Source organism: Pseudomonas sp. NY15437 (assembly GCF_048068435.1).
Classification (GTDB): Bacteria; Pseudomonadota; Gammaproteobacteria; order Pseudomonadales; family Pseudomonadaceae; genus Pseudomonas; species Pseudomonas nitroreducens_B.
Window position 1 is genome coordinate 60,038 of the sequence record NZ_JBLUQC010000024.1, and the last position, 13,319, is coordinate 73,356.

At 66.7% G+C, this 13,319-nt stretch carries 12 protein-coding genes; 7 read left to right on the forward strand and 5 right to left on the reverse strand.

The window, feature by feature from the left end:
• The first annotated feature begins 31 nt into the window (after positions 1–31).
• From peaB to peaD, 3 genes are read left to right on the forward strand one after another with little or no spacing between them, the layout of a single operon-like run.
• Positions 32–1,462 (forward strand): quinohemoprotein amine dehydrogenase maturation protein, encoded by a 1,431-nt coding sequence (gene peaB / locus ACNFIA_RS30960; RefSeq protein WP_259754336.1) that lies wholly within the window; start codon positions 32–34, stop codon positions 1,460–1,462.
• A 1-nt stretch (position 1,463) separates the two neighbouring features.
• A complete protein-coding gene (qhpC, locus tag ACNFIA_RS30965) occupies positions 1,464–1,787 on the forward strand; it encodes a quinohemoprotein amine dehydrogenase subunit gamma (protein ID WP_015477047.1) in 324 nt (107 codons plus the stop codon).
• Positions 1,788–1,831: 44 nt separating this feature from the next.
• Positions 1,832–2,965: a quinohemoprotein amine dehydrogenase subunit beta gene (gene peaD / locus ACNFIA_RS30970; protein WP_416790876.1), complete on the forward strand. Its 1,134-nt coding sequence runs from the start codon at positions 1,832–1,834 to the stop codon at positions 2,963–2,965.
• 64 nt (positions 2,966–3,029) lie between these two features.
• Here the strand turns inward: peaD and ACNFIA_RS30975 are convergent, their stop codons facing one another.
• Positions 3,030–3,167, reverse strand: coding sequence for a PSPA7_2676 family Cys-rich small protein (locus ACNFIA_RS30975; protein ID WP_259754339.1), 138 nt, complete (start codon positions 3,165–3,167; stop codon positions 3,030–3,032).
• Between the two features lie 334 nt (positions 3,168–3,501).
• On the opposite strand from ACNFIA_RS30975, the gene ACNFIA_RS30980 reads away from it, so the two are divergent.
• Positions 3,502–4,308 carry an SDR family NAD(P)-dependent oxidoreductase gene (locus ACNFIA_RS30980; protein WP_416790877.1) on the forward strand — a complete coding sequence of 269 codons (807 nt, stop codon included), beginning with the start codon at positions 3,502–3,504 and terminating at the stop codon, positions 4,306–4,308.
• A 426-nt stretch (positions 4,309–4,734) separates the two neighbouring features.
• On the opposite strand, the gene ACNFIA_RS30985 is transcribed toward ACNFIA_RS30980, so the two are convergent.
• The 4 genes from ACNFIA_RS30985 to pbpG form a co-directional block, all read right to left on the reverse strand.
• Positions 4,735–5,301: a TetR/AcrR family transcriptional regulator gene (locus ACNFIA_RS30985; RefSeq protein ID WP_416790878.1), complete on the reverse strand. Its 567-nt coding sequence runs from the start codon at positions 5,299–5,301 to the stop codon at positions 4,735–4,737.
• A 186-nt stretch (positions 5,302–5,487) separates the two neighbouring features.
• Entirely contained in the window at positions 5,488–6,621 is a 1,134-nt protein-coding gene (locus tag ACNFIA_RS30990) for a thiolase family protein (RefSeq protein WP_416790880.1), read from the reverse strand.
• 18 nt (positions 6,622–6,639) lie between these two features.
• On the reverse strand, positions 6,640–7,116 hold the full coding sequence (locus ACNFIA_RS30995; protein ID WP_416790886.1) for a PaaI family thioesterase: 477 nt from the start codon (positions 7,114–7,116) through the stop codon (positions 6,640–6,642).
• A 226-nt stretch (positions 7,117–7,342) separates the two neighbouring features.
• Complete coding sequence (gene pbpG, locus ACNFIA_RS31000; protein ID WP_259754344.1) at positions 7,343–8,275, reverse strand: D-alanyl-D-alanine endopeptidase; 933 nt, start codon at positions 8,273–8,275, stop codon at positions 7,343–7,345.
• Between the two features lie 499 nt (positions 8,276–8,774).
• On the opposite strand from pbpG, the gene ACNFIA_RS31005 reads away from it, so the two are divergent.
• From ACNFIA_RS31005 to ACNFIA_RS31015, 3 genes are all read left to right on the forward strand, one after another.
• Entirely contained in the window at positions 8,775–10,454 is a 1,680-nt protein-coding gene (locus ACNFIA_RS31005) for an AMP-binding protein (protein ID WP_416790881.1), read from the forward strand.
• Positions 10,455–10,505: 51 nt separating this feature from the next.
• Complete coding sequence (locus ACNFIA_RS31010; RefSeq protein WP_259754346.1) at positions 10,506–11,522, forward strand: AraC family transcriptional regulator; 1,017 nt, start codon at positions 10,506–10,508, stop codon at positions 11,520–11,522.
• 81 nt (positions 11,523–11,603) lie between these two features.
• The coding region (locus ACNFIA_RS31015) for a methyl-accepting chemotaxis protein (RefSeq protein WP_416790883.1) at positions 11,604–13,319 on the forward strand (1,716 nt) is incomplete at its 3' end.

The following is a 13,319-nucleotide window of genomic DNA, read 5'->3' on the forward strand; positions in this document are numbered from 1 at the left end:
GGGCATAACAAGAAAGTTCCGGGAGGTCGCCATGGGCGCCATCTTGAATCTGGTCGAACGCAACCTGCATGAAGTGCAGGTCGACGCCGACCGCCTGTTGTTCCACATCCCCAGCTCCTCGCTGTTCGCCAGCGACGAGCTGACCGGCGGGATCATCGACGCGCTGCGCGGGCATGCCTGCTCGCCGGACGAGCTGACCCAACGCCTGGGCGGGCGCTTCGCCGCCGAGGACATCGACGAGACCCTGCGCGAGCTGATCGCGCTGGAGCTGGTCAGCGACGGCTCGCCGCTGACCCCTGAAATCGGCATCAAGAAGGTTGATCGCACCGCGCTCAACACCGTGGTGCTGAACGTCAATACCGGTTGCAATCTCAGCTGCACCTATTGCTACAAGGAAGACCTGGACAAGCCCTCCGCCGGCAAGAAGATGGGCGCGGAGACCGCCGAGGCCTCGGTGGAAATGCTGATCCAGGAGTCCCCCGACGAGCCGCGCTACACCGTGGTGTTCTTCGGTGGCGAACCGCTGTCCAACCGCCCGCTGATCGAGCACATGGTCGCCTACTGCGAGCGTCGTTTCGGTGAGCTGGGCAAGACGGTGGACTTCGTCATGACCACCAACGCCACGCTGCTCACCGAGGAGATCGTCGACTGGCTCAATGCTCATCGCTTCGGGCTGTCCATCAGCATCGACGGGCCGAAGACGGTGCACGACCGCAACCGCATCACCGTGGGCGGGCAGGGCACCTATGACGTGGTGCGGCGCAAGGCCGACATGCTGCTCTCGCGCTACACCGCGCGGCCGGTCGGCGCACGGGTGACGCTGACCACTGGCGTCACCGACGTCGAAACCATCTGGAACCACCTGTTCAACGAGATGGGCTTTGCCGAAGTCGGTTTCGCGCCGGTCACCTCCGGCGACATCAGCAGCTACAACCTCACCGGGGAGGAGCTCAAGGACGTCTTCGCCAACATGAAGGCCCTCGGTCGCCGCTACCTGGACGAGGCGCTGCAGGGGCGCAACATCGGCTTCTCCAACCTGCACCAGCTGATCACCGACATCCACGAAGGGCAGAAGAAGGCCCTGCCGTGCGGCGCCGGCCTTAAGATGCTGGCGGTGGACCACAAGGGCGAGCTGAACCTGTGCCACCGCTTCACCGGTTCTTCACTGCCAACCTTCGGCAACGTGCATGAAGGGGTGAAGCAGGCCGAGCTGAACGAGTTCCTCTCGCAGCGCCTGGATCGCACCGATACCGGCTGCGCCAGCTGCCGCATCCGCAACCTCTGCTCCGGCGGCTGCTACCACGAGAGCTACGCGCGCTACGGCGACCCGGCGCACCCCACCTACCACTACTGCGAACTGATGAGGGACTGGGTCGACTTCGGCATCGAGGTCTACAGCCGGATCATGGCCTCCAACCCCAGCTTCATCGACCGCCACATCACACCGCGGAAGGCGCACTGACATGAAACATCTGAAAGCGATCAACACCAAAGCACAGAAGCTCGAACAGGCCGCCGCCGAGGATCGCATCGAGGACGTGGTGGCGATGAACTCCGTGGCCGGCTGCGCGGCCACCACCGACCCGGGCTGGGAAGTCGACGTGTTCGGCGGCGTGTCGTCGCTGTGCCAGCCGATGGAAGCGGACCTCTACGGCTGCTCCGACCCCTGCTGGTGGCCGGCCCAGGTGCCGGACATGATGAGCACCTACCCCGACTGGAACAAGGATGCGCAGGCCTCGGCCGAGAACTGGCGCAACCTCGGCACCGTATTCCCGGACGACAAATGATCGCCCTGAAACACATGGGACAGAAGAACAAGAGGAAATCCTGCATGTCCAGACAAGCATTCGCCGCCACACTCGGCGGTCTCTCGCTGGCCTGCGCGCTGCAAGCGGTCGCCGCCGATGCCGGCAGCGATGTGAGCAAGGCGCTGCAAAGTGGTCACGAGTACCTGATCAGCACCAACTACCCGAACAACCTGCACGTCATCGACATGCAGACCGACAAGCTCTACAAGACCTGCACCGTCCCCGGCGCCTACGGCCCGGGCATGACCCAGCTGTCGCCGGACCGCAAGGTCGCCTACATCCTCAGCAACCACTACGCGGACATCTACGGCATCCAGCTCGACGACTGCAAGCCGGTGTTCCACGCCACCATCGCGCAGAAGCCGGGCGAGAACGCGCGCTCGATGTTCTCCATGACCGTCAGCCATGACGGCAAGGAGATCTACGCCATCGCCAACCCCACGCTGATCCTTGCCGAGCACTACGAGGTGCAGCAGCCGCGCCTGCAGGTGTACTCGGTCGCCGACGGCATGGACGCCAAGCCCGTGCGCACCTTCCCGGCGCCGCGCCAGCTGACGATCATGCAGACCGGCGACGACGGCACCCTCTACGTGGCGGGGCCGGACATCTACAAGGTGGACGTGAAGACCGGCAAGTTCGACGTGGCGATTGCCAGCCGCAACTGGAAGCGCCCCAACTACGCGCCGCCAGATGTGCTCTACGTGTGGAACCAGCAGACCTACCCGCGCGACTTCTCGCTGCTCTACACCACGGCGAAGTTCAAGGACGCCAAGCAGGACATGGCCACCGCCGAGTTCCTCTACGGCTTCTTCAACATCGACCTGGCCACCGGCAAGACCGAGACCGTCGACTTCGGCCCGGTCACCGAGGTGTATTTCAGCGGCATGCGGTCGGCCAAGGACCGCAACATCGTCTACGGCGTGCTCAACCGCCTGGCGAAGTACGACATCAAGCAGCAGAAGCTGGTCAAGGCGGCGAACCTGGACCACTCCTACTACTGCCTGACCACCAACAAGGCCGGCAACAAGCTGTACCTGACCGGCACCCTGAACGACGTGGCGATCTTCGACGCCGACAGCCTGGAGCGCATCGGCGATCTGAAGCTGCCCGGCGGCGACATGGCTATCACCACCAGCCAGGCGTTCGTGGCCAACTGAACGCTGTCTGATTGACGAACTGCCCCGGAGCATTCCCGTGCTCCGGGGCAGTGTCGTTTCCGGCTCAGATCTCCGGTTCCGGGCTCAGGTACCGCTGCGCGCCGCAGCGCACGCAGCGCTGGCACAGCATCGGTACGCGACCGACCTCGGTGAGATTCCCTTCATCCCAAACGCATCCCAGGAAAAAGCAGCGCAATCGCATGTGTCCTCCTCCGGATCGCTCCGGTTCGTAGACAGGCAGGGTGCAGGTGACGCTCCGGGATTGTTCTTGTGTGGAGACGCCCACGAGCCTCTCGCGGGCGCTCTGGAATGGGCAACCTAAACTGCCCGGTGGCGCGTAACGCTCGTCGCACTAAGCTCTCCACTGCCTCTCTGGCCGTTTGTCAGCGCTGAACCAGAGGCCTTGACAGATAATATTATGAGCATAATATTCACCTTCAGATGACGGTCATCATCCAAATGGCCGGACATTCCTGACGGCCAACCGGCCCACTCAATCCTGCAAGCGGGGCGAACGCCTCCCTGGAGAAAGAACCATGAATGCCAAATCCGAACTGGGCCGCGCACTGATCACCGGTGCTTCCTCCGGCATCGGCGCCACCTACGCCCAGCGCCTCGCCGCTCAGGGCTACGACCTGCTGCTGGTGGCCCGCGACCAGCAACGCCTGGAGGCCCTGGCTGCGCGCCTCGGTGAGGAACACGGCGTCTCGGTGGACGTGCTCAAGGCCGACCTGACCCGCCGCGAAGACCGCGCCCGCGTCGAGGCGCGCCTGGCCGAAGACGCCAGCATCAGCCTGCTGCTGAACAATGCCGGCGTAGCGATCAACGGCACCCTGCTGGAGACCGACCTGGACCGCCTGGAAAGCATGATCGAGCTGAACGTCATCGCCACCGCGCGCCTGGCCGGCGCCGCCGCCAAGGCTTTCGCCGGGCGCGGCCGCGGCACCATCATCAACGTGGCCTCGGTGCTGGCCCTGGCGCCGGAGCTGTTCAACGGCAGCTACAGCGCGACCAAGGCCTTCGTGCTCAACCTGACCCAGTCCATGCAGCAGGAGCTGGCGCCGCTGGGCCTGCGCATCCAGGCCGTGCTGCCCGGCGCCACCCGCACCGAAATCTGGGACCGCGCCGGCACCGACATCGGCTCCTTGCCGGCGGAAATGCTGATGGACGTGAACCACATGGTCGACGCCGCGCTGGCCGGCCTGGCCCAGGGTGAAGTGGTGACCCTGCCGGCGCTGCCGGATGCGGGCGAATTCGAAGCCTTCACCGCCGCGCGCCTGAAGATGGCGCCGAACCTGTCGCGCAGCGCCCCGGCGCAACGTTATGGCGTGGTAGTGGCGTAACCGAGCAACAGAGTGGCGAAAAGCTTGCCCCGGCCTGGTGCCGGGGCTTTTTTATGCGTGGCTTTTTGTAGGAGCGAGGGGGACGCCCAGTTCTTGCTCGCGAACCTGCAGGGCATGGTTTTGGGGCGGTTCGCGAGCAAGCTCGCTCCTACAGTCGGACTCCTGCGTTAGCAGGCGACCTTGCGAGCGAAATCACGTGCGGCGGATGACGGATCAACCGATGATTGCCGATCTGCTGCGGCAACAGGCCCGACGCCGGCCCTGCCGGCGGATCGCGGGCATGGCCCGCTCCTACAGGTTCTGCGCCGGCCTTGCCGCGTAGGAGCGGACCTTGTCCGCGAAGTCGCGCGCGGCGGAGAGTGGATCAACAGGTGAACACCGGCCTATTGCGCAAACGGGCCGGACGCGGTCTGGCAGCCGCGGCAATCACTCCGCCGCACCAATCTCCCGCTTCAGATGCCGCCGCGTACTCTCCAGGATGCGGTCGGACATCGCCGGGTCGGCCACGCTGCGCGAGAGCACCAGCGCTCCGATCAGGGTCGCGAGCAGGGCGACGCTCTCATCCTCGGCATGCTCGCTGGACAGCGCCTTCTCGATGGCGTCGATGCGCGCCTGGACGATGGCATCGGTCGTCGCACTGGCGTTGCCGCGTGCGCCCAGTTCGGCCGAGATGGTCGGCAGCGGGCAGCCCTTGCCGGGCGTGTTGCGGTGGCCGGGGGAGAGGTACTGGTCGATGAAACCGGGCAGCGGGTCGGCCTTGGCGAACTGCTGGTCGACGATCGGGCGCAACTGCTCGGCGGCCTGCTGCAGGGCGATCTCCACCAGTTCGTCCTTGGATTTGAAGTGCGCGTAGAAGCCGCCGTGGGTCAGGCCCAGCGCCTTCATCAGCGTCTGCAGGCCGGTGGCGTCCACGCCTTCGCTGCGAAAGCGCTGCGCCGCCTCGTTGATGATGCGTTCGCGGGTCTGGGCCTTGTGGTCTTCGGAGTAACGCATGACCGGTCTCCTGCGGATCATGGAATGCTGGCTGTCATTCTAACGCAGGGCGGGCGCGGGGAGGTGATTCAGGGCAGGAACGGCGGTGGGGCAGGATGTAGGAGCGAGCTTGCTCGCGAACCGCTCAACGCGGGTTTGCCGGTCAAGCAATGTTCGCGAGCAAGCTCGCTCCTACGGGGGGGGGCCTCAGCGAACGGCTTCGAGCAGCGTCGCCACACCCTGGCCGCCGCCGATGCACTGGGTAGCGATGGCGTAGCGCCCGCCGGTTTCCTTCAGCAGTGCCGCCGCCTTGCCGGTGATGCGCGCGCCGGTGGCGCCCAGGGGGTGGCCGATGGCGAGGGCGCCACCGTGCAGGTTCACCCGGTCGATATCCAGCTCCAGCCCGCGCAGGCAGGCCAGCGCCTGGCTGGAGAAGGCCTCGTTGATTTCCACCAGGTCGATGTCGGCCATGCGCAGGCCGGCGCGGTCGAGCAGCTTGCGGGTCGCGCAGAGTGGCCCCATGCCCATGATCTCCGGCGGGCAGCCGACCACCGCCACCGTTTTCACCCGCGCCAGGATGTCCAGCCCGTGGGCGCGGGCGAAGTCCTCGCTGCACACCAGTACCGCCGCCGCGCCATCGGTCAGCGGCGAGGCGGTGCCGGCGGTGACGCTGCCGCCGAAGGCCGGCTTGAGCTGCGCCAGGGCTTCCAGGTTGGTGCCGGGGCGGATGCAGCCGTCCTCGCCGACCACGCCGGTGGGCGTCTCGATGGGCACGATCTCCGCCGCCAGCAGGCCCTGTTCGCGGGCGCGTGCGGCCTTGGCGTGGGAGTCCACGGCCATGGCTTCCTGGTCCGCGCGGGAGATGCCGAAGCGCTCGGCGACGATCTCGGCGGTCTGCCCCATGGGCATGTAGGCCTGCGGGAACTCCGCCAGCAGGTGCGGGTTGGGCGACAGGTTGAAGCCGCCCATGGGCACGCGGGTCATGGATTCCACGCCCGCGCAAATGAACGCGTCCCCCGCACCCAACTGGATCTGCCCGGCGGCGAAATGGATGGACGTCATGGACGAACCGCAGAAGCGGTTCACCGTGGCGCCGGCCACCGTTTCCGGCAGCCCGGCGAGGAAGCCGGTGATGCGCGCCAGGTTCATGCCCTGCTCGGCCTCGGGGTAGGCACAGCCCATGATGAGGTCCTCGATCAGCCGGGCATCCAGGCCGCTACGCGCGACAAGGCCTTTCACCGTTTGCGCGGCGAGGTCGTCCGGGCGCACGTCGATCAGCGCGCCTTTCTTGGCGAAGTGGAACGGGGAGCGGGCATAACCCGCGATGACGACGGAAGTCATGGTCGTTCTCCTGGTGGATCAGCGCCCGAGGATCAGGCAGGTGGTGGAGCCGGTGGCGTACAGCCGTCCGTCCACGTCGTAGAGGCGGCCCTCGGCCAGGGCGGTGGAGCGGCCGATGTGCACCAGCGTGCCTTCGGCGCGGATCGGCCCGGTGTCGCGGGTCAGCGCGCGGATGTAGCTGATGCGCAGGTCGGTGGTGGTATAGCCCAGCCCCGGCTCGAGCATCGTGTGCACCGCGCAGCCCATGGCCGAGTCCAGCAGCGTGGCCGCGTAGCCGCCGTGCACGGTGCCCAGCGGGTTGTAGTGGCGCAGGTCCGGGGTGCCCTGGAAGACGAAGCGGCCCTGGCTCCATTCCAGCGGGACGAAGCCGATCAGCGCATTGATCGGCGGGGCGGGCAGTTCACCCGCGCCGATGCCGTCGAAGAATTCCTGGGGCGTCTTGCCGCGCAGTTCCTGCAGCGACACCACGCCGGGCTCGGCGAGACGCTGGCGCATCTGCGCCGCCGCCGCTTCCCAGGCGGCAATCTTTTGTTCGCGGGTCAGTGTCAGCTCGGTCATCGCAAGGCTCCAGTCAAATATTACGAGCATCATGCTATCATTGGATGATGCTCGGCATATAAGTGACGGAAGCGCCAAGCAGCAGGGCGGAAGCGACAGCAGGAGACGGGGAAGGAGGAAAGAGAAGTGGCTGGCGGAGCGTGCTCCGCCAGCGCGAGGAGGCTTACTCGGCGGTGGCCGTGATGCTGGCCGCGCGCGCCTGGCTGCGTTGGGCCTTGTACTGCAGGGCGACGGCGGGCACCGGCGAGGCGACGCCGGTTTCCACCCAGCGGCGAATGCGCGCGGCGTCGGCCACGTGGGTGCGCTTGCCGAAGGCGTCGAGCAGGGCCAGGGCGACCGGGCGGCCGTTCATCATGGTGACCATCACCAGGCAGTGGCCGGCGTCGTTGGTGAAGCCGGTCTTGGTCAGGCGGATGTCCCATTTGCCGCTGCGCACCAGCGGGTTGGTGTTGAAGAAGCTCAGGGAGTAGCTGGGCTTGCTGAAGCGCGCATCGCTGGTCGCCGTGGTGCTCAACTGGCGGATCTGCGGGTAGGTATAGGCGGCCTTGGCCAGGCGGATCAGGTCGTTGGCGTCGGAAACGTTGTGGATCGAAAGGCCAGTGGGCTCGACGTAGTGCGTGCTGGTCATGCCCAGGGATTTCGCCTTGGCGTTCATCGCCGCGACAAAGGCCTTCGAGCCGCCCGGGTAGTTGTGGGCGAGGCTTGCAGCCGCGCGGTTTTCCGAGGACATCAGCGCCAGCAGCAGCATGTTCTCGCGGCTGATCATGCTGCCCAGGTGGACGCGGGAGAACACGCCCTTCATCTCGGCGGTCTCGGAGATGTCCACGGGGATCAACTCGTTCATCGGCAGCTTGGCGTCCAGGGTGACCATGGCGGTCATCAGCTTGGTCACCGAGGCGATGGGCACCACCAAGTTGGGATTGCTGGAGTACAGGGTCTTGCCGTTCTCCAGATCGACGACCAGGGCGCTGCCGGAGGCGAGTACCAGCTCCTTGGGCGAGGCCGCCTTGGCGGGGGAGGCGGCGAAGGTGTTCGATGAACAGACAACAGCGGCACAGGCAAACAGCAGGCTCAGTATCGAACGACGACTAGGCATGGATGTGATTCGCAAGCATGAGGTGGGAATGTGTCTACATCCATGTAGGCATTTTCGGCGAATTCTAATGCAACGCCTGCCGCCGCGCACCTGGCGCGGGGCGTCTCAGATTGCGACGCCGTGAGACGTGCCAGAAGTCCTGTCGGCAAGGCCGCGCTCTGCACAGCCATGGCGGCGCGGCAGCTTGCCCGAGCTGTTGCGAAATGCAACCGGAACGGCGTCCCGTCCAGCGCCTTGAAACTGCCTCTACGCCGCGCCGCATCAGGCACGCAGGGCCTCTGGCACGTTTTGTGAGTGACTATTCTGCTTGAAGCGGAGGCCCGGGCCTGTCGTGCTGTCGATGGTCGGGGTTGCGTTTACCTTTACGTTAACGTAAACATGTTCCGCAGCCCGCGACCGGTCAGTCACCGTCGCGGCAGGTTGGCTCGCGGTGGCTGGCACCGCTGCCCGAGCCGATCGTTCAGCGTTGATCCCAGAACAAGCACAACAAGGGAAAGCCATGAACCACCTGAGTTACACCCGCGGCCCGCAGGACAAACCCCTGCTGGCCATGACCGTCGGTGCGGCCTTCGACGCGACGGTGGAGCGCTTCGCCCAGCGCGAGGCACTGGTCGTGCGGCACCAGAGCCTGCGCTACACCTGGGCTGAACTGGCCGAGGTGGTCAATGGCGTCGCCCGCGCGTTCCTCGCCCTCGGCCTGCGCCCCGGTGATCGCCTGGGGATCTGGGCGCCCAACTGCGCCCAGTGGTGCATCACCCAGTTCGCCAGCGCCAAGGTCGGCGCCGTGCTGGTCAACATCAACCCGGCCTACCGGGTCAACGAGCTCGAGTACGCGCTCAAGCAGTCCGGCTGCCGCTGGCTGGTGTGCGCCGATGCCTTCAAGACCTCCGATTACCACGGCATGCTCGCCGACCTGCTGCCCGAGCTGGGGCAGGGCAGGCCGGGCGAGCTGTCCAGCGACCGTCTGCCGGAACTGCGCGGGGTGATCAGCCTGTCCGACACCGCGCCCGCCGGCTTCCTGCGCTGGAGCCAGCTGGAGCCGCTGGGTCGCGGCATCGCCGCCGCCGAGCTCGCCGAGCGCCAGGCGCAGCTGCAGTTCGACGAGCCGATCAACATCCAGTACACCTCCGGCACCACCGGCTTTCCCAAGGGCGCCACGCTCAGCCACTACAACATCCTCAACAACGGCCTGATGGTCGGCGACAGCCTCGGCCTCACCGAGCACGACCGTCTGGTGATCCCGGTGCCGCTGTACCACTGCTTCGGCATGGTGATGGGCAACCTCGGCTGCCTGACCCACGGTTCCACCATGATCTACCCCGCGCCCAGCTTCGAGCCCGAGGCAACCCTGGCGGCGGTGGCGCAAGAGAAGGCCACCGCGCTGTACGGCGTGCCCACCATGTTCATCGCCGAACTGGACCACCCGACCCGCCGCGACTTCGATCTGTCCAGTCTGCGCACCGGCATCATGGCCGGCGCCACCTGCCCGATCGAAGTGATGCGCCGGGTCATCGACGAGATGCACATGGCCGAGGTGCAGATCGCCTACGGCATGACCGAGACCAGCCCGGTGTCCCTGCAGACCGGGCCGGAAGACGACCTGGAAACCCGCGTCACCACTGTCGGCCGCACCCAGCCGCACCTGGAAAGCAAGATCATCGACGCCGATGGCCGTATCGTCCCGCGCGGCACCATTGGTGAGCTGTGCACCCGTGGCTACAGCGTCATGCTCGGCTACTGGAACAACCCGCAGGCAACCTCCGAGGCGATCAGCCCGGCGCGCTGGATGCTCACCGGCGACCTCGCCGTGATGGACGAAGCCGGCAACGTGCGCATCGTCGGGCGCAGCAAGGACATGATCATCCGTGGCGGGGAGAACATCTATCCGCGGGAGATCGAGGAGTTCCTCTACACCCACCACGCCGTCGCCGACGCCCAGGTCATCGGCATCCCCGACGAGAAGTACGGCGAGGAACTGGTGGCCTGGGTCAAGTTCCACCCCGGCCACAGCGTCGCCGAAGAGGAGCTGCGCGCCTTCTGCAAGAACGCCATCGCCCACTTCAAGGTGCCGCGGCACTTCCGCTTCTGCGACGAGTTCCCGATGACGGTGACCGGCAAGATCCAGAAGTTCCGCATGCGCGAGATCAGCATCGAAGAGGTGCGCAGCAAGCGTGGCTGATCGTTTCGGGCCGGCCCGCGCCCTGGTGCCCTCACATGCAGTCGGGGCGCCATGGGCGTAGAGAAGGGCACCATCTCCATCCGTCTGGTCAGCGAGGCGCTGGCCGAATTTCGTCGCGCCGGCCGCGACGACGGCCCGCTATTGGCCGCCGCCGGCATCGCCCCCGAATTGCTTGGCAAGCCTTACGCGCGCGTGTCCTGCCAGGTCTACGCACGGCTCTGGTTGCGCCTGGCCAGGGAAATGGACGACGAGTTCTTCGGCATGAATGCCCGGCGCATGAAGTCCGGCAGCTTCAACTTCATGGCCGCCGCGGCCGTCCGCGAGCCGACTCTGGAAGCGGCGCTGAACGCCGCGCTGCGCTTCATGGGGCTGGTGTTCGATGACTTCACCCCGCGCCTGACCCGCCAGGACGGTCTCGCCGGCATCGTTCTCGACGAGCCCGAAGGCCCGGCGCCGCGCGCCTTCTGCTACTTCACCCTGTGGTTGATGCTGCACGGCCTGGCCTGCTGGCTGGTGGGCCGGCGCATTCCCATCCTCGCCGTGGAGCTGCGCTGCCCACAGCCGGATTTCATCGCCGACTACCGGGTGATGTTCACCGAAAACCTCCACTTCGGCCGCCGCCAGTCGCGCCTGCTGTTCAACGCCGAAGCCCTGGGCCTGCCGGTGCGCCGCGACGAGCGCGAGCTGCGCCGCTTCCTGGGCGGCGCGCCGGCCAACATCCTGGTGCGCTACCGCGACCCGCAGAGCCTCGCCGCGCGCACCAAGGCCTACCTGCGCAGCCTCAAGTTCGAGCGCTGGCCCGACCTCGACGCCCTGGCCGGGCACTTCTACATGGCGCCGTCGACCCTGCGCCGCAAGCTCGCCGCCGAGGGGCAGTCCTACCAGGCGCTCAAGGACCAACTGCGCCGCGACCTGGCCATCGCCCGGCTGGACAGCGGCGACGGCAACTTCGCCGACCTGGCCGAGGAGCTGGGTTTCGCCGACACCAGCGCGTTCTACAAGGCCTTCCGCAAATGGACCGGATCCACGCCCGGGCAATACCGCGCGCTGATTCGCCAGGAGCCCTGATATTTAAGGGCCAGGCTCAAGTGGCCGCCTTTGAAGCCGATACAACAACACAGAATTGCTCACGCACAAGGACGCCCCGCCATGCCCCTGTCCCGCCTCTCGATCCAGTGGAAGATCACGCTGCTGACCGGTCTCTGCCTGCTCTGCATCGTCAGCCTGCTGGTCGGCCTCTCGCTGCTGCGGATGAACCATGATGCGCAACTGATCAAGGCGGCCAACGCGGACATGCTCAAGGACGCGGCCAAGGCGCGGATGCAGGCGCGCAGCGAGCAGCAGGCGGAGATCATCCAGCGCTTCTTCACCGACGTGTACCTCTTCGGCAACCAGTTCTCGCGCCAGGTCGCCCAGTTGCGCGAGCAGACCACCCGGCACGGCGTGGACGCCGCCAGCGTGCGCAAGGACCTCAACCAGCTGGTGCGCGACGGCCTGAAGAGCAACCCGAACCTGCTCAGCCTCTACGTGGTGTTCCAACCCGATGCGCTGGACGGCCAGGACGCCAGCTTCCATGACCAGGCCGATGCCGGCAGCAACGAGAAGGGCCGCTTCGGCGCCTACTGGGCGCAGAAGGCCTCCGGCGAGATGACCGGCCTGGCGGTGACCGAGGAGATGATCGCCGACACCTCGGCCATGCTCGACGGAAGCCCTTTCAACACCTGGCAGCTGTGCCCGCTGCAGACCCGCAAGGCCTGCGTGCTCAACCCGTATTTCGACAGCGCCTCCGGCACCAAGGTGCTGATGACCACCGTGACCCTGCCGCTGATCGACCAGGGCAAGGTCATCGCCGTGATCGGCATCGACATCAGCCTCAGCCGCCTGCAGCAGCTCGCCGTCGACGGCGACCGCCAGCTCTATGACGGCGCCGGCAGCGTCAGCATCGTCAGCCCGGCCGGCCTGCTGGCGGGCTACAGCAGCGACGAAGCGCTGCTCGGCCAACCGCTGGCCAAGGCCATCCCCGGCCAGGCGGCCGAGCTGCTGAGCCTGCAGGCCGGCGGACGTCCGCAGGTGCTGGAGCACGACGGCCAGCTGCGCGTGGTCGAGCCGCTGCTGCCGATCCCGGATGCCACCAAACCCTGGGCCGTGGTGCTCGACGTGCCGCAGGACGTGCTGCTGGCACCGGCGCTGGAGCTGCAGAAGCAGCTGGATGAGCGCAACTCCAGCGGCGCGCTGTGGCAGACCCTGTTTGGCCTGATCGCCGCCGTGGTCGGCCTGCTGCTGGTGTGGCTCACCGCCCGCGGCGTGACCCGGCCGATCCTCGGCGTCGCCGCCATGCTGCGCAACATCGCCAGCGGCGAAGGCGACCTGACCAAGCGCCTGGACTACAGCGGCAAGGACGAGCTGGGCGAGCTGGCCGGCTGGTTCAACCGCTTCCTCGACAAGCTGCAACCGATCATCCGCGACGTGAAATCCTCCGTGCAGGACGCCCGCGCCACTGCCGATCAGTCCTCGGAAATCGCCAGCCAGACCAGCGCCGGCATGCAGCAGCAATTCCGCGAAGTCGACCAGGTGGCCACCGCTTCCCAGGAAATGAGCGCCACCGCCCACGACGTCGCCAACAGCGCCGCCATGGCTGCCGATGCCGCCCGCGGTGCCGACGGTGCGACCCGCGACGGCCTGAGCGTGATCGACAACACCACCCGCCTGATCGACGAACTGGCCAGCGACATGAGCAGCGCCATGAGCCAGGTGGAAGGCCTGGCGGCGAGCAGCGAGCAGATCGGCTCGGTGCTGGACGTGATCCGCGGCATCGCCGAGCAGACCAACCTGCTGGCGCTCAACGCCGCCATCGAAGCGGCCCGC

Coding starts and splice junctions, on each gene's coding strand:
- ACNFIA_RS31005 (WP_416790881.1), top strand. CDS start 8,775: ATGAACCACCTGAGTTACACCCGCGGCCCGCAGGACAAACCCCTGCTG.
- qhpC (WP_015477047.1), top strand. CDS start 1,464: ATGAAACATCTGAAAGCGATCAACACCAAAGCACAGAAGCTCGAACAG.
- ACNFIA_RS30995 (WP_416790886.1), bottom strand. CDS start 7,116: ATGCGCCAGCGTCTCGCCGAGCCCGGCGTGGTGTCGCTGCAGGAACTG.
- ACNFIA_RS30975 (WP_259754339.1), bottom strand. CDS start 3,167: ATGCGATTGCGCTGCTTTTTCCTGGGATGCGTTTGGGATGAAGGGAAT.
- ACNFIA_RS30990 (WP_416790880.1), bottom strand. CDS start 6,621: ATGACTTCCGTCGTCATCGCGGGTTATGCCCGCTCCCCGTTCCACTTC.
- ACNFIA_RS31010 (WP_259754346.1), top strand. CDS start 10,506: ATGGGCGTAGAGAAGGGCACCATCTCCATCCGTCTGGTCAGCGAGGCG.
- pbpG (WP_259754344.1), bottom strand. CDS start 8,275: ATGCCTAGTCGTCGTTCGATACTGAGCCTGCTGTTTGCCTGTGCCGCT.
- peaD (WP_416790876.1), top strand. CDS start 1,832: ATGTCCAGACAAGCATTCGCCGCCACACTCGGCGGTCTCTCGCTGGCC.
- ACNFIA_RS30980 (WP_416790877.1), top strand. CDS start 3,502: ATGAATGCCAAATCCGAACTGGGCCGCGCACTGATCACCGGTGCTTCC.
- peaB (WP_259754336.1), top strand. CDS start 32: ATGGGCGCCATCTTGAATCTGGTCGAACGCAACCTGCATGAAGTGCAG.
- ACNFIA_RS30985 (WP_416790878.1), bottom strand. CDS start 5,301: ATGCGTTACTCCGAAGACCACAAGGCCCAGACCCGCGAACGCATCATC.